Origin of the sequence: Nocardia goodfellowii, from assembly GCF_017875645.1 — a bacterium.
Lineage (GTDB): Bacteria > Actinomycetota > Actinomycetes > Mycobacteriales > Mycobacteriaceae > Nocardia > Nocardia goodfellowii.
In genome coordinates this window covers 3,033,087-3,057,739 of record NZ_JAGGMR010000001.1, presented here as the reverse complement: position 1 = coordinate 3,057,739, position 24,653 = coordinate 3,033,087, and the positions used below count along the sequence as shown (strand labels likewise).

The following is a 24,653-nucleotide window of genomic DNA, read 5'->3' as shown; positions in this document are numbered from 1 at the left end:
TCGCGCGCCGGTCGCTCAGCGCCCCACGAATGCGGCCGAACCGGGGCCCTCGGCGAGGTACGACTCCGTCCCGATCCGGCGGTCCTCGGTGGTGAACAAGCCCGCCCATTCGGTCTGGGCTCGATTCAAGCCGTGTGGGCCCGCCTCGAAGACCGCTTTGGCCGCCGCCAGCGCTCGCGTGGGGCCCGCGCTGAACTGCCGCGCCCACCGCATCGCGGCGTTGTAGACCTCGTCCGGAGCGACGACCTCGTCGACGAGACCCAGCGCCATCGCCTCCTCGGGCTCCACGAACCGTCCGGTGTAGACGAGGTCTTTCGCGGGGCCCGGCCCGATGAGCAGCGACAGGCGACGGATGCCGGCCAGCGGGATCAGGCCGGAACGGATCTGCGGCAGACCGAGTTTCACGTTGTCGCCGATGATCCGGCGATCCGCGCCGAGCGCGAGTTCCAGACCCGCGCCCAGACAGTAACCGCTGATCGCGGCGACCGTCGGCTGCGGCACCTCGGCCAGGCAGCCGAGCCCGGCTTGGAGATCGGCGGCCATCGCGGCGGCCTGTTCCGGGCTCAGCTCGGACAGTTCGGCGAGTTCGTCGCCCGCGGCGAACACCCGCTCGTCGCCGTACACGACCAGTGCCGCGACCCGGGGGTCCGCGGCCACCGTAGCCGCGGCCGCGGCCATCTCGCGCACCAGTTGCACGCTGATCCGGTTCATCGGCGGGCGGTTCATCCGCAGCACGGCCACACCGCGCGCAGTGTCGCCGGCGGGCAGCTCGAGGGTCACGAATTCGGCCATGGGACGCACGCTACCGCCCGCCGCCCGCAACCCTGTCATCACAGAGTCCGCGCATCCCGCGACAAGAGCCGTCGCGCGAGGTACAACGGCGTTGATGACGACCACGATTCGGCCCACGCAGCCGCTCCAGCACGACGCCGACGGCGCCACCTCCCGCGCCTACGACGTGTGCGTCAACCGCAGGCGCGTCGGCCTGATCCGGATCGCCACCATGCCCCGCTACGGGCCCGGCGTGGGCACGATCCGCGCGCTGCGCATCGACGCGGACGAGCGCCGCAAAGGGCGCGGAGCCATCGCGGTGCTCGCGGCCGAGGAGGTGCTGCAGGGGTGGGGATGCACGCAGGTGAGCATCACGGTCCCCGCCGACGCCGCCGCCGGACTGCGCCTGAGCACCGCACTCGGTTATCGCGAACGCAGCCGGAACATGGTCAAACACCTTCCGGCCGAGCCACCTACGCTGCCAGCCGAGGTCAGTCCTCGGCCGATGACCGAGGCCGAGTTCGACGTCTGGCAGGGCACCGAACTGGCCGAGTACACCCAGGAGTGGATCGACCGCGGCCTCACCCCCGAGCAGGCCCGCACCAAAGCCGAGGCCGACGACCGGGACAACCTGCCCGACGGCCTCGCCACACCCGATACCTGGTTCCGCGTGCTCGAATGCCAGGGGGCCGCAGTCGGTCACGTGTGGGTGGCACGCACGAACGACACGCACGCTTTCGTCTACGACGTGAAAGTCGCGGAGGCGCACCGCGGGCGCGGCCACGGCCGGTCCCTGATGCTGCTCGCCGAAGGTGTCGCGCTCGCCGCCGGGACGACCAGCCTGGGGTTGCACGTCTTCGCCGGAAACACCCCGGCGCTACGGCTTTACGAGTCCCTTGGCTACGAGGTCACCCGTTTCAGCCGCTACAAGCCTCTGGTCTAGACGCGGGTGCCGCCGTATCAGCCGCAACAAGCTGCTGGTCTAGACACGGGTGCCGCCGATGCCCGGCGCAAGACGGCGTCAGGGCTCTGTCCACCACCGACATCCCACGATCAGCGGACCCGCCTCACTTGCGCAGGGAACCACGCAGTTTGCTCTGGTCCGGTAGGTCGGCGAAGTAGCGCGTGTTGTCGGGGAACGACAGCACGTGCGCGCCGTCGACCTGGGTGAGCACCGGCATGATCGGGTCGATGACGACATCGGCGGCGAAAATGTCGGCGGTGGAACCGAATCGGCTCAGGGCGTCGAGCTGGGCCCAGGTCGGCGGCAGCAGAATGTCCTCGCCCGCGCGCCAGCGGTCCAACGCCTGAGCTGGGGTGCGCCATTGCACCTCGGCCGCTTCGGTAGTGGCGCCATCGGCGAGCTGGCCTGCGGGCAGCACCGCTACGAAGAAGTGGGTGTCGTAGCGGCGCTGCTCGACGACCGGGGTGATCCAATTCGCCCACGGCCGCAGCAGATCCGCGCGGAGCACCAGGTTCGCCTCGGCCAGGAAGGCGGCCAGCGAGAGTTCGCGCCGTTCCAGCTGGCCGCGCGCCGTGCGGTACTCGGTGGTGTCGGAGACGACCGTGCCCGCGATGGGTCCGGCCAGCAGCACGCCGCATTCCTCGAAGGTCTCGCGGACCGCCGCGCACACCAGGGCTTTGGCCCGCTCCTCGGTGGTCCCGAAACGCTCGGCCCACCACGCCGGTTCGGGCCCGGCCCAGGCGATGTCGGCGGTGCCGTCGGACGGATCGACGCCGCCGCCCGGGAACACCGTCATCCCGGCGGCGAATGCCATGGCGCCGACCCGGCGCTGCAAGAACACCTCGGGACCCGCGGCACTGTCACGCACCAGCATCACCGTCGACGCGTCCTTGGTCGGTACCGCCTCAGTCTTGTCACTCACGTCTGCACCCTAACGCGTGCTTGGTTGCGCGGGCTTCAGCGGTGGCGGTGCTTGCCGGCCCGCCTGGCCCGGCGCGCGAAGTAGCGCCCGTCCACCCGATCCAGCGCGATCGACTGACGGAACGCGTCACTCAGGTTCTCCGCGGTGAGCACATCACTCAACAGCCCTTGCGCGACGACCTCGCCCTCGTTCAGCAGCAGCCCGTGGGTGAAGCCCGGCGGAATCTCCTCCACGTGATGGGTCACGAGCACCATGGCGGGCGCGTCCGGGTCGGCGGCGAGGTCGCCGAGCCGTTCCACCAGTTCCTCGCGACCGCCGAGGTCCAAGCCCGCCGCGGGCTCGTCGAGCAGCAGCAGTTCCGGGTCGGTCATCAACGCGCGCGCGATGAGCACCCGTTTGCGCTCCCCCTCGGACAGGGTGCCGTAGGTGCGGTCGGAAAGATGTTCCGCGCCCAGGCTTTCCAGCATGTCGATGGCGCGATCGGTGTCGACGTCGTCATAGCGTTCACGCCAGCGCCCGAGCACCGCGTAACCGGCCGAGACCACCAGATCGCTGACCTTCTCCTCGCGCGGCACGCGGGAGGCGATGGCGGCGGAGGACAGTCCGATGCGTGGACGAAGTTCGGAGACATCGGTTTTGCCGAGTGTCTCGCCGAGCAGATTGGCCTGCCCCGAAGTGGGATGTACTTCGGCGGCGGCCATGCGGAGCAGTGAGGTCTTGCCCGCGCCGTTGGGTCCGAGGACGACCCAGCGTTCGTCGAGCTCGACCTGCCAGGTGACCGGACCGACCAGGGTATGGCCTGAACGTCGGATGGTCACATCGGTGAAATCAATGAGCAGATCGGGATCCGGTTGCGGCACGCGCTCCATCTTGGACCAAATGCGCCGGCGATGTCCGACCGACCCACGCGGCGCGGCCCGAGCGCGGCATCCGGTGGCGAAGTTGGATGATCCGGGCCCGGGTGCTCAGGCGACCCTGACGCGGACGATCGGCGGGCGGCGCGGTCCGGAACATCCGCGCGACGAGCAGCGCCAGCGGAAGTGACAACAGCATCCACCCGGCAAGAATCAGCATCAGCACGCTCATGATGACTTGTCCTCCGAACCAGCATGGGCCACAACCAGCGTTGGTGCCGCCCTGTCCCGTGAAAACTACCCAGATTCGCGCGAGCCACACTCGACGGCGGTGACTACCAAGCCTCCGCCGGAACCGCGATCACCGTCAGCGAACCCGGAGCGACTTCGGTGAATCCGGCATCGCGCACCGCCACCGCCGTACCGGCGCTCACCCTGGCCGACAACTCCCGCCACCGCACACCGTCGGCTTCGCGCACCGCGCAGTGGAATTCGCGCTCGGCCCAGCGTCTGACCAGTTCCTCGGGCAGCGCGCCGGCGAGCAACATACTGGCGTGGCCGACCTGCGCGGCGGCCTTGCCGAGAGTCATCTCCAAGGCCGAATTCACCCACAGCACGGGTAATTCCGGATCGGTGGGTCCCGGGTCGTCGTGCGCCAGATCGGTGCCGCCGATCTGCAAACGCTTGATTCGCGGATCGACCTCACCCACCGCACTCGGCACGAAAGCCCGAGCCTGCGCGCCGCCGACGTCGACGGTGACGCCGTCCACCTCGTTCGCGGCCAGCCACTGCGCCCCGCGAGCGCGGCGGGCAACCTTGCGGATCCGCGACCGCTTCCACCTGAGATAACGCTCGGCCCACGGACCTTCGGGTCCGACCCGCGGGTCCATGCACAACACGACCACCGCGGTCGCCGCCGCCGCCAGCAGGGCACTGCGCGGCGGGGGATCCAGCTTGGGCAGGTGCAAAACCATCTGCATGGCTTGCACCTGATCCGGGTCCGCCGGGTCACCGGCGCCGCCGTAACCGCGCGCCAACTCGGCATGCCGGAGGCCGAAATCAGCCTCCGGCGTAGACGATCGGGTATCCACCGAACCCGTCTCCGGGAAAGTCATCACACCACCACTAGCACCACAGTGAATGTTTCGGCCGGTTCCACACCCTGCTCCCAAGGCCGCTTGTATTCCATCTTCAGCTGCGTGGAACCCGCGGCATCACCCGTGAAGGTCCACACCTCGGTGCCCGGCGTACCAGGCATAACCGGCTGATCGGAGACGTATTCCCGGTCCCCCGCCTGTTTCACCACGTTCTGGTCGAGGCCGGTCACCTGCCAGCCGTAGCCGGTAGACGGATTCGACGGCAGCCGCACCACCAATCGCTGGCCGGTGTTCAGCTTGCGCTCCTGGCCGTTGTCGGCGTTCGTGACGGTCACCGCGCCGCCCTGGGGCACAGGCGTTTCCGACCCCCCGCTGGTCACCGGCGGCGTCGAGGTGTGCCCGGCGTGCTCATCGCCCGAATCGGTACCGCAGGCGGCGACCGCCAGACCGAGCAGCAAGATCACCAACGATTTCCGCATCACGTCTCCGTTCGCCGAAGGACCGATCCGCCCGAGCCTACCGTCGCGACCATCGGCGGTCCGCTGGGCGACAGTCCGGCGGACCGTGTCGGAGGTTCCTCAGGTGCCGACCAGCGGTACCCGGCGGACACCGCCGTCGCGGGCGTCGGCGGCCTCGACTTCGTCCCGGGTGACGCCGAGGATGAACAGCACCGCGTCCAGGTAGGGGTGCGAAAGCGCCGCATCGGCCACCTCGCGCAGCGCGGGCTTGGCGTTGAACGCCACACCCAGCCCCGCGGCGTTGAGCATGTCGATGTCGTTGGCCCCGTCGCCGACCGCGACCGTCTGCTCCATGGGCACGCCCGCTTCGGCCGCGAACTTGCGCAGGGCGGTGGCTTTGAAGGCGCGGTCGACGATCTCGCCGACGACGCGGCCGGTCAGCTTGCCGTCCTTGATCTCCAGGGTGTTGGCCTGGACGAAATCCAGTTCCAGCTCGTGCGCCAGCGGTTCGATGACCTGACGGAACCCGCCGGAGACGACGCCGCAGCGGAACCCGATGCGGCGCAGCGTGCGAATGGTGGTGCGGGCGCCCGGGGTCAGCTCGATCCGGTCGGCGACCTCCTCGATCACCGATTCGTCCAGGCCCGCCAACGTCGCCACGCGCTGCCGCAGCGATTCGGCGAAATCGATCTCGCCGCGCATCGCCGCCTCGGTGACCTGGCGGACCTCCTCCTCGACACCGGCGTGCGCGGCCAGCATCTCGATGACCTCGCCCTGGATCAGCGTCGAGTCGACATCGAACACGATGAGGCGCTTGGCCCGGCGCGCGAGCCCGGCCCGCTCCACCGCCACGTCGACCTGCTCGGCGACGGCCACCTCGGCCAGCGCGGTACGCAACCGGGCATCGCTACCGGCGCCCGTGTCGGTGGCGGTGACAAGCAGTTCCATGCCGGTGACCGGGTAGTCGGCGATGCCGCGGATGGTGTCGATGTTCGCGCCGAGGGTGGCCAGCCGACGCGACACCTCGCTGAACGCGCGCGCGGTGACCGGTGCGCCCAGGATCACCACCGCGTGCGTCGACATCGGCTGCCGGCCGATAGCAGCGCCGACCTCCACGTCGACATGCATGCCGACGGTATTCATCGCCTCTTCGAGTTCGTCCTGCAGCGCCTCGGGATCGCTCGGGCAGGTGACGAGCACGCCCAGGGTGAGCCGACCGCGGATCACCACCTGCTCCACATCGAGCAGACTCACCCGGTGCCGCGACATCGCCGCGAGCAGCACGGACGTCACGCCCGGCCGGTCGGGTCCAGTGACGGTGACGAGAACGGTGGTGACAGCCAAGTCCTGCTCCATTGTGTTTGCCCTCCCTGTGCTGCGTCGCCGTTGCCGCGGACCTAAAAGGGGCGTAACCAGGTCTTCAAACGCGTGTGCACCCGCTGGTGACCAGCAGGTGCACACGTCGTCGTCGTGAATCTTACTTAGTTGCCGCGACTCCCTCGGTGACCGCGTGCGAGTGCTTGCCCGAGCCCCAGCCCACGTGCGCTTCGGCGCGCATGCGCTCGACCATGTGCGGGTAGTGCAGCTCGAACGCGGGACGCTCGGACCGGATGCGCGGCAGTTCGTAGAAGTTGTGCCGCGGCGGCGGGCAGGTGGTGGCCCACTCCAGCGAGTTGCCGTAACCCCAGGGATCGTCCACGGTGACGACCTCGCCGTACCGGTAGCTCTTGAAGACGTTCCAGATGAACGGCAGCATCGAGGCGCCCAGGATGAACGCGCCGATGGTGGAGATGGTGTTCAGCGCGGTGAAGCCGTCGGAGGGCAGGTAGTCGGCGTAACGACGCGGCATGCCCTCGGCGCCCAGCCAGTGCTGCACCAGGAAGGTGGTGTGGAAACCGATGAAGGTGGTCCAGAAGTGCCACTTCGCCAGGCGCTCGTCGAGCATGCGGCCGGTCATCTTCGGGAACCAGAAGTAGATGCCCGCGAAGGTCGCGAACACGATGGTGCCGAAGAGCACGTAGTGGAAGTGCGCGACCACGAAGTAGGAGTCGGTGACGTGGAAGTCCAGCGGCGGCGAGGCCAGGATGACGCCGGACAGACCACCGAAGAGGAAGGTGACGAGGAAGCCGATGGAGAACAGCATCGGTGATTCGAACGTCAATTGACCTCGCCACATGGTGCCGATCCAGTTGAAGAACTTCACCCCGGTCGGAACCGCGATCAAGAAGGTCATGAACGAGAAGTACGGCAGCAGCACGGCGCCGGTCGCGTACATGTGGTGCGCCCACACCGCGATGGACAGGGCGGCGATACCGAGCGTCGCGTAGACCAGCGTGGTGTAACCGAAGATCGGCTTGCGGGAGAAGACCGGGTAGATCTCGGAGACGATGCCGAAGAACGGCAGCGCGATGATGTACACCTCGGGATGGCCGAAGAACCAGAACAGGTGCTGCCAGAGCAGCACGCCGCCGGTGGCCGGGTCGTAGATGTGACCACCCAGGTGGCGGTCCACGGCCAGACCCATCAGCGCGGCGGTCAGCAACGGGAACGCCAGCAGGACGAGCACGCTGGTGACGGCGATGTTCCAGGTGAAGATCGGCATCCGGAACATGGTCATGCCGGGAGCGCGCAGCACCACGACGGTAGTCAGCATGTTGACGCCACCGAGGATGGTGCCCAGGCCGGACAGCGCGAGACCCATGATCCACAGGTCACCACCGACGCCGGGCGAGTGCACGATGTCGGTCAGCGGCGAGTACGCCGTCCAGCCGAAGTCGGCCGCGCCGCCGGGGGTGATGAAGCCCGCCGTGGCCATGGTCGCGCCGAACAGGTACAGCCAGTAGCTGAACGCGTTCAGACGCGGGAAGGCGACATCGGGGGCGCCGATCTGCAGCGGCAGGATGATGTTGGCGAAGCCGAAGACGATCGCGGTCGCGTAGAACAGCAGCATGATCGTGCCGTGCATGGTGAACAGCTGGTTGAACTGTTCGGCCGACAGGAACTGCATGCCGGGACGGGCGAGCTCGGTGCGCATGAGCAGCGCCATGAGACCGCCGATCAAGAAGAACGTCATCGCGGTCACCAGGTACATGGTGCCGAGGACCTTCGGGTCGGTCGTGGTGACCGCCTTGTAGATGAAGGAACCCTTCGGCCCGGTCCGAGCCGGATACGGCCGAGTCGCTTCCAACGACTGGACTGGCTGGGGCTCTACCGCAGTCACTGATCCTCCTGAAGGTGCCTTTAGGTGCGCTCCTGAGATCGTAAACCGTGCTGCGACAGTGATCCGCACGGGTCCTACGTTGTGTCGTATTTCAAGAGCTATAAGAAGCGCGCGCACCTCGTCTGGCGTGCGACGATGATTCGCGGCCGAGTACTCCGTCTCTATTCGCAGAGAGTGTTCCATCACTGGACAGGAGATTGCGCCAATGACTCACCCCAGGCCGTGGACACTCCGTACGGGCGGATCGCCACCGTCTCCGATGTGACCGGGGCCCGCTTCAACCTGGGCGGCGACGCCGCCTGAGCGGCCGCCGGTCGCACACGGGTCTGTGGTGCGCGACCGGCGGTGTCGGACCCCCTGTACCCTCTCCGGCATGCCGGTGAGCGTCTTGGATCGCACCCGAAATCACAGTCGCGCCTTGGTGTTGGGCGCCGTGGCCGTCGTCGCCTTGGTCGCGGGCTGCGGCAAAGCGGACGACGCGAGTTCGATCGTCCGCACCACCACGAATATCGCGGGGGCCGGGGTCGTCGGAGTGGAACGCGACACCGCCAAGGCCTGCCCGCTGCCCAGCACCCCCGATCAGGCGGGCGGCACCCGGGCCGTCACCCACGCGGCCGGAGTCTCACAGGTGCCGGCCGATCCGCAGCGCATCGTGGTGCTGTCGACCGCCGCGCTCGACGCGGCGTGCGCGCTCGGCCTCTGGGAGCGGGTGGTCGGCGCGGTCACCATCGAAGGCCCTCGCCCGCAACCGCAGTACCTCGGCTACGGCGTGGTGCAGATCCCGGCCCTCGGCTCCCCCGCCCAGCCCGACCTCGCCAAGATCGCCGAACTCCGCCCGGACGTGATTCTCGGCGAGTCCGCCACCGGCGCTTCCGGTTTCGGCAACCTGCAGCAGATCGCCCCCACCGTTCTGGTCGGCGCGGACGCTGGCTGGCAGGCCGAATTCCTCGCTTACGCTTCCGGTTTGGGCCGGGTAGCCGCCGCGGAGCAGGCGCTGGCCGATTACCGCGTCGAGGCCGCCGACACCGGCAACGCGATCGCGGCCGGCCAAACCCAGGCCTCCGTCGCGCGTTTCACCGCCGAGGCCATCCAGGTGCAGGGCGGCGACAGCTTCGCCGGGCAGGTGCTCGCCGACGCCGGAGTGCAGCGGCCCACCGCGCAGCGCGGCGCCTCCTACGACGTGCCGCCCGCCGATCTCGAGCCGATCGAGGGTGACCTCATCTATGTCTTGTTCGACGGTGCGGACGGAAAGACCTTCGGCGAGAAGACGCTTCGCTCCGAGGAGTTCAAGGAGCTCAGCGCGTCCACCGACAAGCGGGTGTTCGCGGTAGAAGACTCGGTGTGGCACGGCAACGGGTTGATCGCCGCCCGCGCCCTGCTCACGGATCTGCGGAATACGTTGAACGGGTACGTCACCGACTGACCGCGTCTGTCACCGCACCGTGCGGATCAGCACGGTGCGGGCGTATCGATCCTGCGCCGACGTGCTCGAGCAGTGAGCGGCTCATTCGACTTCGCGTCGCCGCGCCAGCGCCGTGCGTGACACCGCGATCGCGCCGCGCACGGCCAGACCAGCGGCGACGAACGGCGCGAACAGCAGCCAGGGAGAGCGCCGGTGGTAGTCGCAGTAGAAGCGCAGTGCGCTGCGGTGATGGGTGCGCACCTTGCGGAAGGGGGCGTGACGCATGCTGCCGCCCTCGCGGTGCCGAATCTCCACGCCGGGATCGAGCACCACGCGCCAACCGGCGCGGTGCATGTCCAGAGCCATTTTGGTTTCCTCGAAGTAGAGGAAGTAGCGGGTGTCCATGCCGCCGACGGAATCGAAGGCGCCGCGCCGGAAGAGCATGCAGCAGCCGGAGATCCAGTCGACATCGCCCACTGTGGTGCCGGGTTCGCCGAAATATTCGCGCGTCGCGGGGTTACTTGGCCACACCCCGCCGAGCAACGCGTGCGCGGCACCGGTCAGCGGCGACGGGAAGCGCCGGCCGCTCGGGTACGGCGTGCCGTCCAACCGGGCGATGCGCGGACCGATCATGCCGATGCGATAGTCCGTGCGCGCCGTGTCCACCAGTGCCGCAATCGATCCGGGGCTCAGGCGGGTGTCCGGGTTGGCCACCAGCAGCCATTCGGCGTCCGTCTCGGCCGCGCCCTGATTGATCGCCGCCGACAGCCCGACGTTCTCGCTGTTGCGGATCGCACGGCCACCGAATTCCTCGACGATGTCGGCGCTCCCATCGGTCGAGGTGTTGTCCACACAGATCACCTCGAGCGAGTAGGGCTCGACCGCCGCGGGCAGCGACTCCAGAAACGGCGGTAGATCCTCGGCGGACTGGTACGTCACCAGGATCAGGCAGACCGTCTTGTCGTCGCGGCGGGACATGCCGGCGAACCTATCACCGCCGATGCCGCTCCGAACCCCTGACCTGCGAGTGCTCCGGAAGTCCTGCCGGGATCAGGCACCCGGCGCGAGTATGGGGACATGACCGATAGACGAATTGCACTGACAGCATTGACAGTTTTCGCTACCGCCACCGCCGGAGCCGTGCTCACCGCGCCCACCGCCTCGGCATACATCACCGAGGTGAGTGTCGCGCCCGGCATTTCGCTCGGCGCCAACTCCTTCGGCACCGGCTGCAAGTACACCGTCACCATCACCGGTGACCCCGGCGACAAGGTGGTCTGGGTCGAGGACCAGGTGTACAAGAACGGCCAGTGGAGCCACGCCGCCACCGGCGTGTTCGGCGCGGTCAAGGAGATCGCGGGCCAGCCGGGCAAATTCACCGTCGACTGGACCCCGAACGCGACCGGGGAGCACTACATCGGTGCGGGCCACAACCAATATCGCGAAGGGGCCTCGGTCAAGGTGACGGTCGGCAACGGATTGAACGCGGGCACCGCCTGCGTGGCCCTGCCCTGAACACCGGCGGGCCGGGCGCTCGCAACGCTCGGCCCGCACTCTCAAGTGCTGAGGCTGACCTCGCGTTCCGCGGATTCCTCGGCCCGCGGCCGGGACAACGCGCTCGGCCACCAGATCTTGTCGCCGATGTCCAGGGTCAGCGCGGTGACCAGGATCGAGCGGACGATCACGGTGTCGAGCAGGACGCCGACGGCGATCAGGATGCCCATCTCGGCGAAGGTGACCACCGGCAGGGTGGTGAATACCGCGAAGGTGCCCGCGAGCACGAGCCCTGCGGAAGTGATGACGCCGCCGGTGGCGGACAGGCCGATGAGCGCGCCCGCGCGGGTGCGATGTTTCCCGGCCTCCTCGTGGACCCGGGACATCAGGAAGATGTTGTAGTCGATGCCCAGGGCGACCAGGAACACGAAGGCGATCAGCGGGAGGCCCGCGTCGGCGCCACGGAAGCCGAGCAACTCCCAGATCCACCGGCTCAGACCGAGGGCCGCGAAGTACGACAGGACCACGGTGGCGGTCAGCAGAATCGGTGCGAGCAGCGAACGCAGCAACAGCATGAGAATGGCCATCACGATGACCAGCACCAGTGGCCCGATCGCCCGATTGTCCTGTGCCACCGCGCGTTTGATGTCGAGCACGGTGGCGGTCTGCCCGCCGACCTCGGCGTCGGCGTCGGCGGCGTGCACGGCTTCGCGAACGCGGTCGACGGTGGCGTCGGCGGCGGGGCTGTCCGGCGGGTCGGCGAGTGTGGCTTCCAGATAGAGCAGACCGTCCTTGCGCACCGGCTCGGTGGTCGTCGTGATGCCGGGCGTCGATTTCAGCGCGGCAGTGATCGCCTCCGCCCGTGCCGCCTGGCCGATGACGACCACCGGATTGCCGGTGCCGGCTTCGAAATGCCGTTCCAGCACCTCGGTTCCGTCGACGGCGTCCGACGCGCCGACGAAGGAGTCCTTGTTCGCGATGCCGTTGGCTTCCAGCCCGATCGCGCCCGTTGCCAGTGCGCCGAGGGCCAGCGCGGTACCGATCCACACGATGCGCGGGCGCCCGGCGATGAACTGCCCCACCCGCGCCCACAGCCCGGACTCGGTGTGGTCGCGGGTGCCGTAGCGGGGGTGGCGCGGCCAGAAGATCCAGCGGCCCGCGATGACGAGGAGAGCGGGCAACAGCGTCAGCATCGCCAGCAGCGCCACCGTGACGCCGATGGCGCAGACCGGGCCGATGCCGCGGGTCGAATTCATCTCCGCCACAAGCAGAGCCAGCATCGCGACGATCACCGTCGATCCGCTGGCGAGCACGGCCGGACCAGCCCGGCGCAGCGCCACCGCCATCGCCTCGTGCCGGTCCTCGTGGCGGCGTAGCTCTTCCCGATAGCGCGCGATCAGCAGCAACGCGTAGTCGGTACCCGCGCCGAAGACGAGAACCGTGAGAATGCCCTGGCTCTGCGCGTTCATGACCAGGCCGAGTTCGGTCGCGCCGAAGACCGCGGCCTGGGCCACGGCCAACGCGAAACCCGCTGCGAGCAAAGGCAATACCCACAGCATCGGGCCGTAGGTGAGCAGCAGGATGACCACGACCACAGCGGCGGCGGAGTACAGCAGCAGTCCGTCGATGCCTTCGAAGGCCGCACCGAATTCCGCGCCGTAACCGGCCGGGCCGGTGGCGTGGAAGGACAAGCCCGCCGGCCGCTCCCCGGCGGCGGCCTTGATCTCCTCGACGACCGGAGTCAACCTGCTCCAGCCTTCGGTGCCCATATCGATCGGTGCGAGCAGCTCCACGGCTTGGCCGTCGCGCGACTGGATCGGCCCGATCACCTTGTCGGCCACAATGTGTTCGACCTGCTCGAAGCGCGCGGCATCGGCGGCGATCGCCGCACGGTCGGCCTCGGTGATGCCGCTGGTGCGTTCGTAGACGAGCACCACAGGGACGTGTTCGCTGTTGCCGAAGGTCTCGGCGAGCTCGAACGCCTGGGTGGATTCGGCGCTGTCGGGCAGCCAGGTGACGCTGTCGTTCTGCTGGGCGCCGGTGAGTTTGCCCGCGAACGGCGCGAGGGCGAGCAGCGCGATGATCCAGACGCCGAGCACGACCCATTTGGCGCGGCGACCACACGGAATTCGCGCGAGTGTGCCCAGCGGATCGGTCATGTCCGGGTCGGTCGGTGCGGGCATCACAGTCCCCCTCGGTCTGCGTATCGCCTGATCGTACGTGTGAGATCCGACATTCCAGGCCGAACGATGAACGGTCCATCCCGCTTTACCTCCCACGCCGACACCGGCCTCGAGGTCCGGCAAACCGGCAGGCGGCGCACCGACCACCTCCCCACTCCAGGCGACTCGAACCGGCAAACTGCAGGCGATCGATCCGGGCCCTCCGGACCGCCGCATCCACCCCCGAGCCCGTACCGCACAATAGGGAGCCGCACGCGGTGGTCACCGCCATTCACGGCATAGGTGACTTACACCCGCTGCGACACAAGGTGTTGTGCTGCACGGACTTGTCACCCACTAGGAGTAGTGTTCAGTGCGAGGTATACCGAACGGCAGCGTGCTCGGGAAAGGGCGTGGAGGCAGGATGAAACTGATCGATCGGGTATCGGCCATCAACTGGAATCGGGTCCCCGACGAGAAGGATGCCGAGGTGTGGGACCGGTTGACCGGCAACTTCTGGCTGCCCGAGAAGGTCCCGGTGTCCAATGACATTCCCTCGTGGAACACCCTCACGCCGGACGAAAAGCAGCTCACCATGCGGGTTTTCACCGGCCTGACGCTGCTCGACACGATTCAGGGCACCGTCGGCGCGGTCAGCCTGATCCCCGATGCGCTGACTCCGCACGAAGAGGCGGTGCTCACCAATATCGCGTTCATGGAGTCGGTGCACGCCAAGAGCTACAGCAATATCTTCTCCACCCTGTGCTCCACCCGCGAGATCGACGAAGCCTTCCGCTGGTCCGAGGAGAACCGGAACCTGCAGCGCAAAGCCGAAATCGTCCTGTCGTACTACAACGGCGACGACCCGCTCAAGCGCAAGGTGGCCTCCACGCTGCTGGAGTCCTTCCTGTTCTACTCCGGCTTCTATCTGCCGATGCACTGGTCCTCGCGCGCCAAGCTCACCAACACCGCCGACATGATCCGCCTGATCATCCGCGACGAAGCGGTGCACGGCTACTACATCGGCTACAAGTACCAGCGCGGCCTCGAACTGGTCTCCCAGGCCGAGCGCGAAGAGCTCAAGAACTACACCTTCGAGTTGCTCTTCGAGCTCTACGACAACGAAGTCGAGTACACCCAGGACCTCTACGACGGCGTCGGCCTCACCGAAGACGTCAAGAAGTTCCTGCGCTACAACGCCAACAAGGCTTTGATGAACCTCGGCTACGAGGGGCTGTTCCCCAAGGACGAGTGCGAAGTGAATCCGGCCATCCTGTCGGCCCTTTCGCCGAACGCCGACGAGAACCACGACTTCTTCTCAGGGTCCGGCTCCAGCTACGTCATCGGCAAAGCCGTCAACACCGAAGACGAAGACTGGGAATTCTGATCCCTTGATTCCGAGAAGGCCCCGCTCCGGCGGGGCCTTCGTCGTTTTGCGCTGCGCTACAAAGCCAGTCGCCGAGTTGGTGCTGCCGCCGACACAGGCAGCAGCACCGCTCGAACTCAACTATCGTCGCCGCGACTCCGAAGGATCCGCAGGACCTCGACCATGCCCGCTGCCAGCGAGCCGACATCCCCCTTGAGTTCGCCGACATCCCGTTTGAGTTCGCCGACATCCCCCTTGAGTTCGCCGACATCTTTGGTCAGGGTCGCCATATTCGCATCCACCGACTTGAGATGTTCCTCGACGCGGTTCTGGCGACGTGTCAGCAGATCCTGCCGTTTCGCCAAGTTGTCGATGCCGGTATCGATCGACGTCAGTCGCGACAGCACCGATCGACCTTGCAGGGTGCCGTCCAGGTCACCGCCGATACCGGCTCGCACTCCGGCAATACCGGAGTGAACCTTCGAAAACTCCTCATTGATGGCGGTCACGGTATGAGTATCCAGGACGATCACCTCATCCAGCCGGACTTCGAGCTTCTGGATCTTCTCCTCGGCATTGAGCAGCCGTTTCGGTACACCGTCCTGACCGTTGTTCATTCGGTGGCCCGCCCTGGATACAGGCGCATACGGGCGCGGCGTCGGCGGGCGATACCCAGTATGTCCTGCACGTCCGAGCTGATGCTCTCGAGGTCGGGCGGCGGGTCGTGGCGATGCTCCACCTTCATGAACAAGTCGCCGAGACGGTTCTCGATTTCGTCGAACGCCCAGGTGTCGACCTCTCCCCGGAACGTCTGCCATTGCTCGATCTCGGCTAACCGCTCCGACTTCAACTTGCCGTTCTTACCCATGGTCGAGCCCTCCTTCATCCGGTGGAACTTCGAACAGATGCCCGAAACAATAGCCACTTGATCTGGCTTATGCCAGCGATTCAGAAGGGAAACGTGCGGCAAGTTGTCGATGTTCGCTGCGGGTGAACTGGACGCTGAGACAGTTTGCCGGACAGGCTGATTCAGCCCACGGGCGCATCAGACGCGGTTCGTGGACAACCTGACCTGCCGTTCGTACAGGCGCAAGCGTTTGTGCCGGCGGTACATGACGGCTTGGAGGTCCTCGACATCGGAACGGATACTGTCGCGGCTGGCCGGCGGGTCGGACTCGTGCAGTTTCAGCCGCAAGTCGCGAAGGCGCGACTCTATTTCGTCGAACGCCCACGCGTCGACTTCGCTCCGAAACGCTTGCCAATCATCGACTTCGGCCAACCGTTCGGCCTCCGACTTACCTGCGTCCTCCATGGTCGAGCCCTCCTGCATCCGACGGTGCATGCATTGATGCCCGAACCGTAGCCACTGGATATGGCTTAGGCCAGAGGCGATCAGCAGGGCAATAGGCTGCCCGGTCCGCCGTAGGCACTAGCGCAAGCCGGTATGCGAAGCGGTCAGATGCCGAGGACCAGTTTGGCGGTGGTGAAGTAGATGATCAGGCCGGTGGCGTCGACCAGCGTGGTGACCATGGGCGCGGAGACGACGGCGGGGTCGATGCGGAGTTTCTTCGCCACCAGCGGCATGGTGCCGCCGATGGTGGCGGCCCAGCCGCAGATGAGGACCAGGGTGATGGCTACGACGGCGGCCACCCCCGGGCCGACGAACAGGGCGCCGATCACCAAACCCGCACTGGCCAAAAGGGATCCGAGGACCAGGCCGACGCGACATTCCCGCCAGATCACTTTGAACAGGTCGGACACGCGGACCTCGCCCACGGCGAGAGCGCGGACACAGGCGGTGGCCGCTTGGGCCCCCGCGTTGCCGCCCGCGCCGATCAGCAACGGGATGAACAGTGCCAGGTGCGCGGCCTGCTCGAGGGTTCCGGCGAAGAAGTCGGTGACACTGACCGTCAAGGTGGCGGCGAACAGCAGCAGCATCAGCCAGAGGGCGCGGTAGCGGGCCAGCTGGAAGACACCGGCCGCCATGTAGTGGCCCTCCCATGGCGCGGAGCCGGCCTGGCGGGCCACGTCCTCGCTGTCGGCGGCCTCGATGACCTCGACCGCGTCGTCGATGGTGAGCAGGCCGACCAACCGGTCTTCGCTGTCCACGACCGGCAGGTTGATGTCGTTGGTCTCGCGCATCAACCGGGCCGCCTTCTCCGCGGCGTCGGTGGCCCGGGCGAACGCGGGTTCGGTGACGACGAGCTCGGAAACCATGGTGCCGGGTTCCGCCAGCACCAGTTCGCGCAGTTCGACGATGCCGGTGAGCCGGCGGCCGCCGTCCACCACGGGCAGGGTGTAGACGGTTTCCGCGCTCGCGCCCTTGGCGCGGACCATGGCCAGCGCCTCGGCGACCGAGAGGTTGCGCGGCAGCGCGACCACCTCGGGAGTCATGTACTGGCCCGCCGAGCCCTCGGGGTAGCCGAGCAGCGCGGCGGTCATCCGGCGCTCGCGCGGACTCAGCCCGGCGAGCACCTTCTTGGCGACCTTCGCGGGCGCTTCGCGCAGCATGCGGGCCCGATCGTCGGGCGCCATCTCCTCGACGAGTTCACGGAAACTCTGATCGCGCAGTCCCTGCAGGATCTGCTGCTGGTCGACCGGCTCGAGTTCCTCGAACACCGTGAGCGCCGCGTCCTTGTCGAGCAACCGGAACGCCACGACGGCCTGCACGGCGTCCATGCGGGCGAGCTGGTCGGCGATGAGGTGCGGCGGATGGTTGTCGAGCCACTCCTGGGCAACGTCGACGCGGTGGCTGTCGACAATGTCCTGGAGGGATTCCGACAGCGTGAGGCTGTCGATCTGGGGGCGTGCTTCGATCAGATCGGTCGGCGACATGAGTGTTCCTCGCACGGGGAGCGGCGGGCCCGAAGGGCGGGAGCGGAGAAAGCCCTGCGGGAGTGAGATGTGAGGTCGAATACTTCACACCGCGTGGCGCCGGCCCGGATGTCGCGAGAGAACTAGAGATGCGAGGGGGCGGCGCCGCGCGGCCTTCGACTCGGAGGTTCACTGCGCATTGGCGACCCACCTCCTGCTCGTCGTGCCGCGGACCCGGACGGTCTACGCGTCGCTACCCGGAAAACGTTGAACGGATGCGAATGCATCCTCGAGAAGGATACATGTATCCGAGAACACGCTCACCACGTCCGGTGACTCCGCTCAGTCCGGCAGCGTCGCGACGATGGACGATTCGGCATCGTCCCAGGTAGGTACGTGCCGAACCCAGTCGGGAACCGGTTTGCTCTGCGCTCCGAAAAGATAGAGATACGGGACCAGCCCGCGCAGCGCCCGATGCACTTCGATCCGGTCGTCGATCATGTGGGTGATCCCCAACTCGGCACAGTGCCCCGCTTTGTCGGCACGTTCCAGGCAGAAGCGCACGTTGTCTTCCGGCACCCCGGTGCGGGCGTAGAACTCGTGCTGGTCGAGCCACTGCCGCGTCCGCTCCCGCACTCTCGGCCCACACTTGGAAATCACCCAGACCCGCCCCTCGAACCGCGTCACCAGCCGAGTCAGGACTTCAAAGGCATTGGGACTGGGCGGTGTTCGCATCGCCTCGGCAAAACCTCCGTCGAGGAAAACCGTATCGGCGTCCCCCGGTTCCAACAGTGCCCCTTGGATCACTCGCCCGAAATCCACGCCCAGGCGAGGTATTACATCAGTGTTCATACCGCATTCGAACACGCCCCGCGCCCGCGGACACGTCGTCTTTGCGCTGAAAGGCGCTGTCGGTGGTCCGTCGCTCGTACTCCTCGGTGCTGAGCTCGCGGACCTCGAAACCTGGAGTGACCTCACCATTCAGATGACGCTGGGTCCGCGCCCAATGCTCGGCCACATACGCCGGATCTTGGATCCGCCGGTCGAATTCCGCATGCAGCGCCGCGATGGCGGCCGCGCGGTCGGCACCGACAACGAACCAATCATCACCCGGGTAGTAGGCGCGGACCGTCGTCACCGCCGATGCTCACATCGCCCGGTGACGAACCACTAGCATCATTTTCCGATGAGACGACGTGCGACAGCCTTGATCTCGATCCTCGCGGCGACGCTGGTCGCCGCCTGCCAGCTGCCCGACGACACCACCGCGCCCGAGCCTCCACAGACCGTTCTGGCGTGCCAGGGCAAATTTGTGACCGGTCCACAGACGATCGCCGGTTTCGACCTTTCGACATTCATGCAGCGCACCCGCCTCCCATCGGATGTCCGCATAGCCGCGGGAAGATCGGCCGTGTCGCCCGGGCGACCGGGCTTGGTCGACTTGTATCTCGACCTCTGCCTGCCGGGCACGGCGACGATGAACGACCTCCTTCCGGTCGCCACCGGCCTGGCCCACGACCTCAAGGCCGACGAACTCGGTTCCCGCACAGCCACATTGACCATTGCCTGCGTCTGCGCTCACCTCCCGAGCCGGACCGAACTGCGCGACGAGGGCTTCCGGGAGCATCCGTGGAACGGCACACCGTCCCGTGAGGCCGAATACCTGACCTGGACCAGGTCCGACAGCTGAACCGCAAATCGGGCTGTTCAGATGCTCAACGTAGACCTCGGCCGGGCTGCAGTACCCGTGCGGGGCGCTTGTTGGACGTCGACCCAATTAGATGCATCGGGCGTCTAACCCTGTGCAGCGCGGGCCCGAGCGCCGAGGCTCTACCCATGACCAGTACCGATCAGCCTCGTTCGGGGTCACAAGCCGTCGAGCGAGCCATTCATCTGCTCAATTGTTTCGAGGGCGAGGACCCCGAGTTCTCCCTCAGTGAGCTCGCTCACCTGGCCGGGGTGCCGGTGAGCACCGCGCATCGGCTGGCCCAGGCGTTGGTGCGCGGGCGGCTGCTGGAGCAGGATCCGGCTACCGATCGCTATCGCGTGGGCCAGGGCCTGGCGACTCTGGCGCGCCCGGCGCTGACCCGGCTCGGCATCGATTCCGCCGCTCCGCACATGTACGCGCTGGCAGCGGGGATCAAGATCACGGCCAATCTCAGCGTGATCGATGCCGGCGACGCCGTGACGATCCTGCAGGCACGTCCTCCGGTGCTGTTCTGCAACAACCAGCTGCCCCGGCCCCGGCAGCCGCTGCGGTCCAGCGCGGCCGGCCACGCCCTGCTCGCCTACACGCCGGCCGACCAGCGGCGCGTCCCGGACCTGGACCTGGTGCGGCGCAAGGGTTTCGCGCTGCACGAGATCGCCGTGGCGGACCCGCTGCGGGCCGTCGCGGTCCCGGTCTTCGGTCCGGGCCGGCAGGTCTGGGGCGCGCTCAGCGTGCAGGCGCGCTCGGCGCGGCTCACCGACGAACTGGTCCGCGAGATCTTGCCGGCCATGCAGCATTTCGCGGTGCGGATCGGCTCCGTCGTCCAGAACAGCACACCCGAGTAAAACTCACCCTGATTTTCACAATGTGGAATGGCCGTTGTCTGGCACCCGGCGCGCCCACACCATGAAAGCCACGGGCCCCGCCCGCATTCCGATCCAGACCAGGAAGTACCCACCGTGTTGACATCCACAGCGCTGATCCGCCGCCGCGCGATCGACCTCATGCGGGTGCCGCACGGGATCTGTCGACTCTGACGCTTCGCGTCCGGCCGCGGATTCCGTGGACCGGCCCCCTTGTCCAGACCCTCGACACCTCGGCCGCCGCATGCCCTTTTCACGTGCGCGGCAGCATTTTTCATCCTGAAGGAACACCATGCGCTTCACCGCACCACGGCGACGACACCGCGCGATCGCCGCCACTTTGGCCCTGCTCACCAGCGTGTCCGTGCTCACCGCGTGCGGCAGGTCCGACGCGGGCACGACCGCCGACGGCAAGACCGTGCTGCGCTACCAGGGCAGCACCGGCCAGGTCACCCCCTACGAATTGGCCGCGGACCTCGGCTATTTCACCAAGATCTCGCTGCGGTGGGAGGGCGACACCACCAGCGGTCCGGCCAACATCCAGGCGGCGGCCACCAACCAGGTCGAGTTCGGCAGCGCGTTCAACGGCGCGGTGGTGAAGCTGATCGCCGGTGGCGCGAAGGTCACCTCGGTGCTGAGTTCCTACGGTTCGGACGACAAGACCTTCACCGGCTACTACGTCCGCGACGACTCCCCCATCAAGACCGCGCGGGATCTGATCGGCAAGAAGGTGGCGGTCAACACCCTCGGCGCGCACCACGAGTTCATCACTCGGGAATGGCTGCACAAGGAAGGTTTGACCGAGGACGAGATCAAGCAGGTTCAACTGCTTGTCGTCCCGCCGGCCAACACCGAGGACGCGCTGCGCAAGGGCCAGGTCGAGGTCGGGACCCTGGGCCAGGTGTTCCGGGATTCGGCCCTGGAACGCGGCGGCATCCATCCGCTCTACACCGATACCGCGATCTTCGGGCAGGCCAGCTACGGCACCTATGTGTTCCGGAACGAGTTCCTCGCCAAGAACGCCGACGCCGTGCAGGACTTCGTGCAGGGCACCGCTCGCGCCACCCGCTGGCTGCAGGTCACCCCGCGCGAGGAGGTGCTGGCGCGGTTCAGCTCGATCATCGCCGAGCGCGGGCGCAACGAGAACACCGACCTGCTGAAGTATTGGAAGAGCTCCGGTCTGCCGACGCCCGGCGCGGTGGTGCAGGAGAAGGAGATCCAGATCTGGATCGACTGGCTGGTCCGCAACGGCGAGCTGAAGAAGGACCAGCTGAAGAGCACCGACCTGTTCACCAACAAGTTGAACCCGTACGCCAACGGCACCTACCAACCCGCCAGCGGCCCCACCGGAGAGGTGGTGGCGGCGAAATGAGCGACCGCACTCCGAAACTCGCGATCAACCGGGTGAGCAAACGATTCCCGGTTCGCGGCGCGAACGACACCTTCACCGCCATCGAGGAGATCTCGCTGGACGTGCGCGCCGGTGAATTCCTGGTCCTCGTCGGACCCAGCGGCTCGGGCAAGTCCACGCTGCTGGACCTGCTGGGCGGGCTGACCAAGCCGAGTTCGGGCGAGATCCTGCTGGACGGCGTCCCGGTCACCGGCCCCGGACTGGACCGCGGCATCGTCTTCCAGCAGTACGCCCTCTTCCCTTGGCGCACCGCCCGGGCCAACATCGAATTCGGCTTGGAGGCAAAGGGTCTCCGCCGTAGAGAGCGTCGGGCCCGTGCCGAGGAGTACCTGGAACTGGTGGGCCTCACCGGTTTCGGCGACCGCTACCCGCACGAACTCTCCGGCGGCATGAAGCAGCGCGTCGCTATCGCGCGCAGCCTCGCCTTCGATCCGGAGGTTCTGCTGATGGACGAACCATTCGCGGCGCTGGACGCCCAGACCCGGGAGTCGTTGCAGGACGAGCTGTTACGGATCTGGAAGGCCACCGGCAAGACGATCCTGTTCATCACCCACGGCATCGACGAGGCGGTGTATCTGGGGCAACGGGTCGCCGTGCTCACCTCCCGGCCCGGCCGGGTCAAGGCCGTCGTCGAGGTGGACATCGCCCGTGCGGGCGACGAGGACATCCGCTCCACCGAGGCCTTCCGCGCCTACCGGCACCAGATCTGGAGCCTGTTGCGCAGCGAGGTCGAACGCGCGCAGGGCCTGGAGCTCGAATCCGGTACCGAGAACGCCACCTCCGCCGAAGCACGCACCGAAAGGCCGAGTCATGTCTAGCGCAGTGGAACTAGTCGAGCCGCCCGTCCGCAGCAGGGTAGCGACCACCTATCAGCGGGACGAAACACGTTCTCCCGCAATGTCACAGCGTGCGCTGGTGGCCGCCCGGCAACTGACCTGGCGGGTGACCAAACCGTTCCTGGCCATCGCCGCGTTCCTGCTGCTGTGGCAGTTCGCCCCCGCCGCCGGGCTGGTGGACGAGGTATTCCTGCCGCCGTTCACCGTCGTCGCCGAAGCCTTCGTCGACCTGGTGCGCAGCGGTGAGATGTGGAACCACGTGTCCACCAGCCTGGGACGCTCGGTCACCGGTTTCGGTATCGCGCTGGTGATCGCCGTGCCCCTGGGTATCGCGATCGCCTGGTACAAACCGGTTTCGGAGTTGCTGAATCCGATCCTCGAGCTGTTCCGCAACACCGCCGCGCTGGCGCTGCTGCCGGTGTTCGTGCTGATTTTGGGCATCGGCGAGACCTCGAAGGTCGCGCTGGTCGTCTACGCCAGCTCGTTCCCGATTCTGCTGAACACCATCACCGGTGTCCGCACGGTCGATCCACTGCTCGTCAAATCGGCGGTGTCCCTCGGCCTGCGGCCGATCCGGCTGTTCCAGAAGGTGATCCTGCCCGCCGCCATCCCGTCGATCTTCACCGGTCTGCGGATGGCCGCCGCCAGTTCCATCCTGGTGCTGCTGGCCGCCGAAATGGTCGGCGCCCGAGCTGGTCTCGGCTACCTGATCACCGCCGCTCAGCAGAACTTCCAGATCCCGAACATGTACGCGGGCATTCTCGCCATCTCGCTGCTCGGGCTCACCTTCAACGGCGTGCTCGTCACGCTGGAGCGCCGCTTCTCCCGCTGGCGCGTCCAGACCAACTCCTGATCGATAGAGGAACAATCTATGTCTCCCAAGCAGTTCCACATCAACGCCTTCCTGATGGGCGTCGGCCACCACGAGGCCGCCTGGCGGCACCCGCGCACCGAAGCACCCGCCGTGCTCGATGTCGCGCACTTTCAGGAACTCGGCCGCATCGCCGAACGCGGCAAGCTGGACTCGGTGTTCTTCGCCGACGGCCTCGCGGTCGGCCCGCGGATCAAGCGCAACACCCTCGCTGTCTTCGAGCCGGTGACCTTGCTGGCCGCGATCGCGGCCGCCACCTCCAAGGTCGGGCTGATCGCGACCGCGTCCACCACATACAACGAACCCTTCAACCTGGCCCGCAAATTCGCCTCGCTCGATCACATCAGCGGCGGCCGGGCCGGCTGGAACATCGTCACCTCCGGCAGCGAGGAGGAGGCGTTCAACTTCGGCTACGACGCGATCCCCGAGCACGCCCGCCGCTACGAGCGAGCTCAGGAATTCGTCGATCTAGCCGTGCGGCTGTGGGACAGCTGGGAATCCGACGCGATCGTGCTGGACGAGGAAGCGGGCGTCTTCGCCGACCCGGACAAAGTGCACACCCTCGACTACGACGGCCCGCGCTTCAAGGTCCGCGGGCCGCTGAACTCACCGCGCAGCCCGCAGGGCCGCCCGTTGCTGGTGCAGGCCGGATCTTCCGAGGCTGGAAAGGAATTCGCGGCGCAGTACGCCGAGGCCGTGTTCACCGCGCAGCGCACGCTCGAGGAAGGGCAGGCGTTCTACCGCGACCTGAAGTCGCGGCTGCCCAAATACGGGCGCTCGGCCGACGATCTGAAGGTGCTGCCCGGCCTGGTGCCCTACATCGCCGACACCGAGGCGCAGGCCAACGCGCTGGAGCAGGAGTTCACCGACCTGATCTCCCCGGACTACGCCCTGAGCCAGCTCTCCCGCCTGCTCGGCGTCGACCTGACCCAGCACGCCCTGGACGCACCGCTGCCGCCGCTACCCTCGGTCACCGAGATCGAAGGCGGAAAGAGCCGATTCCTGCTGGTCAAAGAACTGGCCGAGACCGAGAATCTGACCGTGCGCCAGCTCATCGGCAAGCTCGGCGGCGGCCGCGGGCACCGCTCGTTCGCGGGGACCCCGGCACAGATCGCCGACGAACTGCAGGCCTGGTTCGAGGGTGGTGCGGCCGACGGCTTCAACATCATGCCGCCGTTCCTGCCGGGCGGTCTGGAGGACTTCGTGGACAAGGTCGTGCCGATCTTGCAGGAGCGCGGCCTGTTCCGCGCCGACTACGAATCCGACACTCTGCGTGGGCATTACGGGCTCGGACCGGTCGAAAGTCAATTCGCGGCGGTGCGCACCGAAGTGAGCGCGTGAGGACGCGAACCATGGTCCGCCCCGCCGCGCGAACCATGTTGCGGTCCGCCGCGCAAACCGTGGTCCGCCCCGCCGCGGGAGCGCGTGCCTGCGAGCCGC

The 24,653-nt window shown here is 67.2% G+C and carries 26 protein-coding genes; 10 read left to right on the top strand and 16 right to left on the bottom strand.

The window, feature by feature from the left end:
• Nucleotides 1-15: 15 nt before the first annotated feature.
• Nucleotides 16-792, bottom strand: coding sequence for an enoyl-CoA hydratase-related protein (locus BJ987_RS13735; RefSeq protein WP_209889144.1), 777 nt, complete (start codon nucleotides 790-792; stop codon nucleotides 16-18).
• 94 nt (nucleotides 793-886) lie between these two features.
• Here BJ987_RS13735 and BJ987_RS13730 point away from each other — a divergent pair, with 94 nt between their 5' ends.
• Entirely contained in the window at nucleotides 887-1,714 is an 828-nt protein-coding gene (locus BJ987_RS13730; RefSeq protein ID WP_209889142.1) for a GNAT family N-acetyltransferase, read from the top strand.
• Between the two features lie 124 nt (nucleotides 1,715-1,838).
• On the opposite strand, the gene BJ987_RS13725 is transcribed toward BJ987_RS13730, so the two are convergent.
• From BJ987_RS13725 to ctaD, 7 genes are all read right to left on the bottom strand, one after another.
• Complete coding sequence (locus tag BJ987_RS13725) at nucleotides 1,839-2,609, bottom strand: NUDIX hydrolase (protein ID WP_245366954.1); 771 nt, start codon at nucleotides 2,607-2,609, stop codon at nucleotides 1,839-1,841.
• Nucleotides 2,610-2,692: 83 nt separating this feature from the next.
• On the bottom strand, nucleotides 2,693-3,526 hold the full coding sequence (locus BJ987_RS13720; RefSeq protein WP_209889127.1) for an ABC transporter ATP-binding protein: 834 nt from the start codon (nucleotides 3,524-3,526) through the stop codon (nucleotides 2,693-2,695).
• The gene (locus BJ987_RS13715) at nucleotides 3,486-3,743 is read right to left on the bottom strand and encodes a hypothetical protein (RefSeq protein ID WP_209889124.1); all 258 of its coding nucleotides are present in this window, start codon (nucleotides 3,741-3,743) and stop codon (nucleotides 3,486-3,488) included. The genes BJ987_RS13720 and BJ987_RS13715 overlap by 41 nt, the downstream gene beginning before the upstream one ends.
• Nucleotides 3,744-3,846: 103 nt before the next feature.
• Nucleotides 3,847-4,626, bottom strand: a complete 780-nt coding sequence (locus BJ987_RS13710; protein WP_209889121.1) for an aminoacyl-tRNA hydrolase — start codon at nucleotides 4,624-4,626, stop codon at nucleotides 3,847-3,849.
• On the bottom strand, nucleotides 4,626-5,087 hold the full coding sequence (locus tag BJ987_RS13705) for a protease inhibitor I42 family protein (protein WP_209889118.1): 462 nt from the start codon (nucleotides 5,085-5,087) through the stop codon (nucleotides 4,626-4,628). The genes BJ987_RS13710 and BJ987_RS13705 overlap by 1 nt, the downstream gene beginning before the upstream one ends.
• Nucleotides 5,088-5,186: 99 nt before the next feature.
• Complete coding sequence (gene serB / locus BJ987_RS13700; RefSeq protein ID WP_209889115.1) at nucleotides 5,187-6,422, bottom strand: phosphoserine phosphatase SerB; 1,236 nt, start codon at nucleotides 6,420-6,422, stop codon at nucleotides 5,187-5,189.
• A 121-nt stretch (nucleotides 6,423-6,543) separates the two neighbouring features.
• On the bottom strand, nucleotides 6,544-8,286 hold the full coding sequence (gene ctaD, locus BJ987_RS13695) for an aa3-type cytochrome oxidase subunit I (protein WP_209889112.1): 1,743 nt from the start codon (nucleotides 8,284-8,286) through the stop codon (nucleotides 6,544-6,546).
• A gap of 373 nt (nucleotides 8,287-8,659) precedes the next feature.
• Here ctaD and BJ987_RS13690 point away from each other — a divergent pair, with 373 nt between their 5' ends.
• Nucleotides 8,660-9,709: an ABC transporter substrate-binding protein gene (locus BJ987_RS13690; RefSeq protein WP_209889109.1), complete on the top strand. Its 1,050-nt coding sequence runs from the start codon at nucleotides 8,660-8,662 to the stop codon at nucleotides 9,707-9,709.
• Between the two features lie 81 nt (nucleotides 9,710-9,790).
• Here the strand turns inward: BJ987_RS13690 and BJ987_RS13685 are convergent, their stop codons facing one another.
• The gene (locus BJ987_RS13685; RefSeq protein WP_209889106.1) at nucleotides 9,791-10,666 is read right to left on the bottom strand and encodes a glycosyltransferase family 2 protein; all 876 of its coding nucleotides are present in this window, start codon (nucleotides 10,664-10,666) and stop codon (nucleotides 9,791-9,793) included.
• A 129-nt stretch (nucleotides 10,667-10,795) separates the two neighbouring features.
• On the opposite strand from BJ987_RS13685, the gene BJ987_RS13680 reads away from it, so the two are divergent.
• A complete protein-coding gene (locus BJ987_RS13680) occupies nucleotides 10,796-11,203 on the top strand; it encodes a hypothetical protein (protein WP_209889102.1) in 408 nt (135 codons plus the stop codon).
• A 41-nt stretch (nucleotides 11,204-11,244) separates the two neighbouring features.
• Here BJ987_RS13680 and BJ987_RS13675 read toward each other — a convergent pair whose 3' ends face one another.
• Nucleotides 11,245-13,365, bottom strand: coding sequence for an MMPL family transporter (locus tag BJ987_RS13675; RefSeq protein ID WP_209889100.1), 2,121 nt, complete (start codon nucleotides 13,363-13,365; stop codon nucleotides 11,245-11,247).
• 403 nt (nucleotides 13,366-13,768) lie between these two features.
• Between BJ987_RS13675 and nrdF the strand changes: the two genes are divergently transcribed.
• Nucleotides 13,769-14,731: a class 1b ribonucleoside-diphosphate reductase subunit beta gene (nrdF, locus tag BJ987_RS13670; protein WP_209889097.1), complete on the top strand. Its 963-nt coding sequence runs from the start codon at nucleotides 13,769-13,771 to the stop codon at nucleotides 14,729-14,731.
• Nucleotides 14,732-14,847: 116 nt separating this feature from the next.
• Here the strand turns inward: nrdF and BJ987_RS13665 are convergent, their stop codons facing one another.
• The 6 genes from BJ987_RS13665 to BJ987_RS13640 form a co-directional block, all read right to left on the bottom strand.
• Nucleotides 14,848-15,327, bottom strand: a complete 480-nt coding sequence (locus BJ987_RS13665; protein WP_209889094.1) for a hypothetical protein — start codon at nucleotides 15,325-15,327, stop codon at nucleotides 14,848-14,850.
• Nucleotides 15,324-15,578: a hypothetical protein gene (locus BJ987_RS13660; RefSeq protein WP_209889091.1), complete on the bottom strand. Its 255-nt coding sequence runs from the start codon at nucleotides 15,576-15,578 to the stop codon at nucleotides 15,324-15,326. The genes BJ987_RS13665 and BJ987_RS13660 overlap by 4 nt, the downstream gene beginning before the upstream one ends.
• A gap of 177 nt (nucleotides 15,579-15,755) precedes the next feature.
• On the bottom strand, nucleotides 15,756-16,022 hold the full coding sequence (locus BJ987_RS13655; RefSeq protein ID WP_209889089.1) for a hypothetical protein: 267 nt from the start codon (nucleotides 16,020-16,022) through the stop codon (nucleotides 15,756-15,758).
• A 143-nt stretch (nucleotides 16,023-16,165) separates the two neighbouring features.
• Nucleotides 16,166-17,545, bottom strand: a complete 1,380-nt coding sequence (gene mgtE, locus BJ987_RS13650; protein ID WP_209889086.1) for a magnesium transporter — start codon at nucleotides 17,543-17,545, stop codon at nucleotides 16,166-16,168.
• A gap of 321 nt (nucleotides 17,546-17,866) precedes the next feature.
• A complete protein-coding gene (locus BJ987_RS13645) occupies nucleotides 17,867-18,259 on the bottom strand; it encodes a hypothetical protein (RefSeq protein ID WP_245365950.1) in 393 nt (130 codons plus the stop codon).
• A gap of 106 nt (nucleotides 18,260-18,365) precedes the next feature.
• Nucleotides 18,366-18,662 carry a hypothetical protein gene (locus BJ987_RS13640; protein WP_209889083.1) on the bottom strand — a complete coding sequence of 99 codons (297 nt, stop codon included), beginning with the start codon at nucleotides 18,660-18,662 and terminating at the stop codon, nucleotides 18,366-18,368.
• A 48-nt stretch (nucleotides 18,663-18,710) separates the two neighbouring features.
• Between BJ987_RS13640 and BJ987_RS13635 the strand changes: the two genes are divergently transcribed.
• The 6 genes from BJ987_RS13635 to BJ987_RS13610 all read left to right on the top strand — a co-directional run bounded on the left by BJ987_RS13635 (nucleotide 18,711) and on the right by BJ987_RS13610 (nucleotide 24,554).
• Nucleotides 18,711-19,214 carry a hypothetical protein gene (locus tag BJ987_RS13635; RefSeq protein ID WP_209889080.1) on the top strand — a complete coding sequence of 168 codons (504 nt, stop codon included), beginning with the start codon at nucleotides 18,711-18,713 and terminating at the stop codon, nucleotides 19,212-19,214.
• Between the two features lie 146 nt (nucleotides 19,215-19,360).
• Entirely contained in the window at nucleotides 19,361-20,077 is a 717-nt protein-coding gene (locus BJ987_RS13630) for an IclR family transcriptional regulator (protein WP_209889076.1), read from the top strand.
• Between the two features lie 310 nt (nucleotides 20,078-20,387).
• Nucleotides 20,388-21,467: an ABC transporter substrate-binding protein gene (locus BJ987_RS13625; protein ID WP_209889073.1), complete on the top strand. Its 1,080-nt coding sequence runs from the start codon at nucleotides 20,388-20,390 to the stop codon at nucleotides 21,465-21,467.
• Entirely contained in the window at nucleotides 21,464-22,324 is an 861-nt protein-coding gene (locus BJ987_RS13620) for an ABC transporter ATP-binding protein (protein ID WP_209889070.1), read from the top strand. Before BJ987_RS13625 ends, BJ987_RS13620 begins: the two co-directional genes overlap by 4 nt.
• The gene (locus tag BJ987_RS13615) at nucleotides 22,317-23,195 is read left to right on the top strand and encodes an ABC transporter permease (protein ID WP_372446859.1); all 879 of its coding nucleotides are present in this window, start codon (nucleotides 22,317-22,319) and stop codon (nucleotides 23,193-23,195) included. The genes BJ987_RS13620 and BJ987_RS13615 overlap by 8 nt, the downstream gene beginning before the upstream one ends.
• Before the next feature lie 18 nt (nucleotides 23,196-23,213).
• On the top strand, nucleotides 23,214-24,554 hold the full coding sequence (locus tag BJ987_RS13610) for an LLM class flavin-dependent oxidoreductase (protein WP_209889064.1): 1,341 nt from the start codon (nucleotides 23,214-23,216) through the stop codon (nucleotides 24,552-24,554).
• Nucleotides 24,555-24,653: the final 99 nt, after the last annotated feature.

Bases quoted from the DNA above. Each gene is read 5' to 3' on its own strand.
- serB (WP_209889115.1), bottom strand. From the start codon at position 6,422: ATGGAGCAGGACTTGGCTGTCACCACCGTTCTCGTCACCGTCACTGGA.
- BJ987_RS13675 (WP_209889100.1), bottom strand. From the start codon at position 13,365: ATGCCCGCACCGACCGACCCGGACATGACCGATCCGCTGGGCACACTC.
- BJ987_RS13705 (WP_209889118.1), bottom strand. From the start codon at position 5,087: ATGCGGAAATCGTTGGTGATCTTGCTGCTCGGTCTGGCGGTCGCCGCC.
- BJ987_RS13685 (WP_209889106.1), bottom strand. From the start codon at position 10,666: ATGTCCCGCCGCGACGACAAGACGGTCTGCCTGATCCTGGTGACGTAC.
- BJ987_RS13690 (WP_209889109.1), top strand. From the start codon at position 8,660: ATGCCGGTGAGCGTCTTGGATCGCACCCGAAATCACAGTCGCGCCTTG.
- BJ987_RS13615 (WP_372446859.1), top strand. From the start codon at position 22,317: ATGTCTAGCGCAGTGGAACTAGTCGAGCCGCCCGTCCGCAGCAGGGTA.
- BJ987_RS13715 (WP_209889124.1), bottom strand. From the start codon at position 3,743: ATGAGCGTGCTGATGCTGATTCTTGCCGGGTGGATGCTGTTGTCACTT.
- BJ987_RS13665 (WP_209889094.1), bottom strand. From the start codon at position 15,327: ATGAACAACGGTCAGGACGGTGTACCGAAACGGCTGCTCAATGCCGAG.
- BJ987_RS13730 (WP_209889142.1), top strand. From the start codon at position 887: ATGACGACCACGATTCGGCCCACGCAGCCGCTCCAGCACGACGCCGAC.
- BJ987_RS13735 (WP_209889144.1), bottom strand. From the start codon at position 792: ATGGCCGAATTCGTGACCCTCGAGCTGCCCGCCGGCGACACTGCGCGC.
- BJ987_RS13725 (WP_245366954.1), bottom strand. From the start codon at position 2,609: ATGCTGGTGCGTGACAGTGCCGCGGGTCCCGAGGTGTTCTTGCAGCGC.
- BJ987_RS13635 (WP_209889080.1), top strand. From the start codon at position 18,711: ATGAGACGACGTGCGACAGCCTTGATCTCGATCCTCGCGGCGACGCTG.
- BJ987_RS13625 (WP_209889073.1), top strand. From the start codon at position 20,388: ATGCGCTTCACCGCACCACGGCGACGACACCGCGCGATCGCCGCCACT.
- BJ987_RS13610 (WP_209889064.1), top strand. From the start codon at position 23,214: ATGTCTCCCAAGCAGTTCCACATCAACGCCTTCCTGATGGGCGTCGGC.
- BJ987_RS13645 (WP_245365950.1), bottom strand. From the start codon at position 18,259: ATGCGAACACCGCCCAGTCCCAATGCCTTTGAAGTCCTGACTCGGCTG.
- nrdF (WP_209889097.1), top strand. From the start codon at position 13,769: ATGAAACTGATCGATCGGGTATCGGCCATCAACTGGAATCGGGTCCCC.
- BJ987_RS13620 (WP_209889070.1), top strand. From the start codon at position 21,464: ATGAGCGACCGCACTCCGAAACTCGCGATCAACCGGGTGAGCAAACGA.
- mgtE (WP_209889086.1), bottom strand. From the start codon at position 17,545: ATGTCGCCGACCGATCTGATCGAAGCACGCCCCCAGATCGACAGCCTC.
- BJ987_RS13710 (WP_209889121.1), bottom strand. From the start codon at position 4,626: ATGACTTTCCCGGAGACGGGTTCGGTGGATACCCGATCGTCTACGCCG.
- BJ987_RS13655 (WP_209889089.1), bottom strand. From the start codon at position 16,022: ATGGAGGACGCAGGTAAGTCGGAGGCCGAACGGTTGGCCGAAGTCGAT.
- BJ987_RS13660 (WP_209889091.1), bottom strand. From the start codon at position 15,578: ATGGGTAAGAACGGCAAGTTGAAGTCGGAGCGGTTAGCCGAGATCGAG.
- BJ987_RS13720 (WP_209889127.1), bottom strand. From the start codon at position 3,526: ATGGAGCGCGTGCCGCAACCGGATCCCGATCTGCTCATTGATTTCACC.
- BJ987_RS13630 (WP_209889076.1), top strand. From the start codon at position 19,361: ATGACCAGTACCGATCAGCCTCGTTCGGGGTCACAAGCCGTCGAGCGA.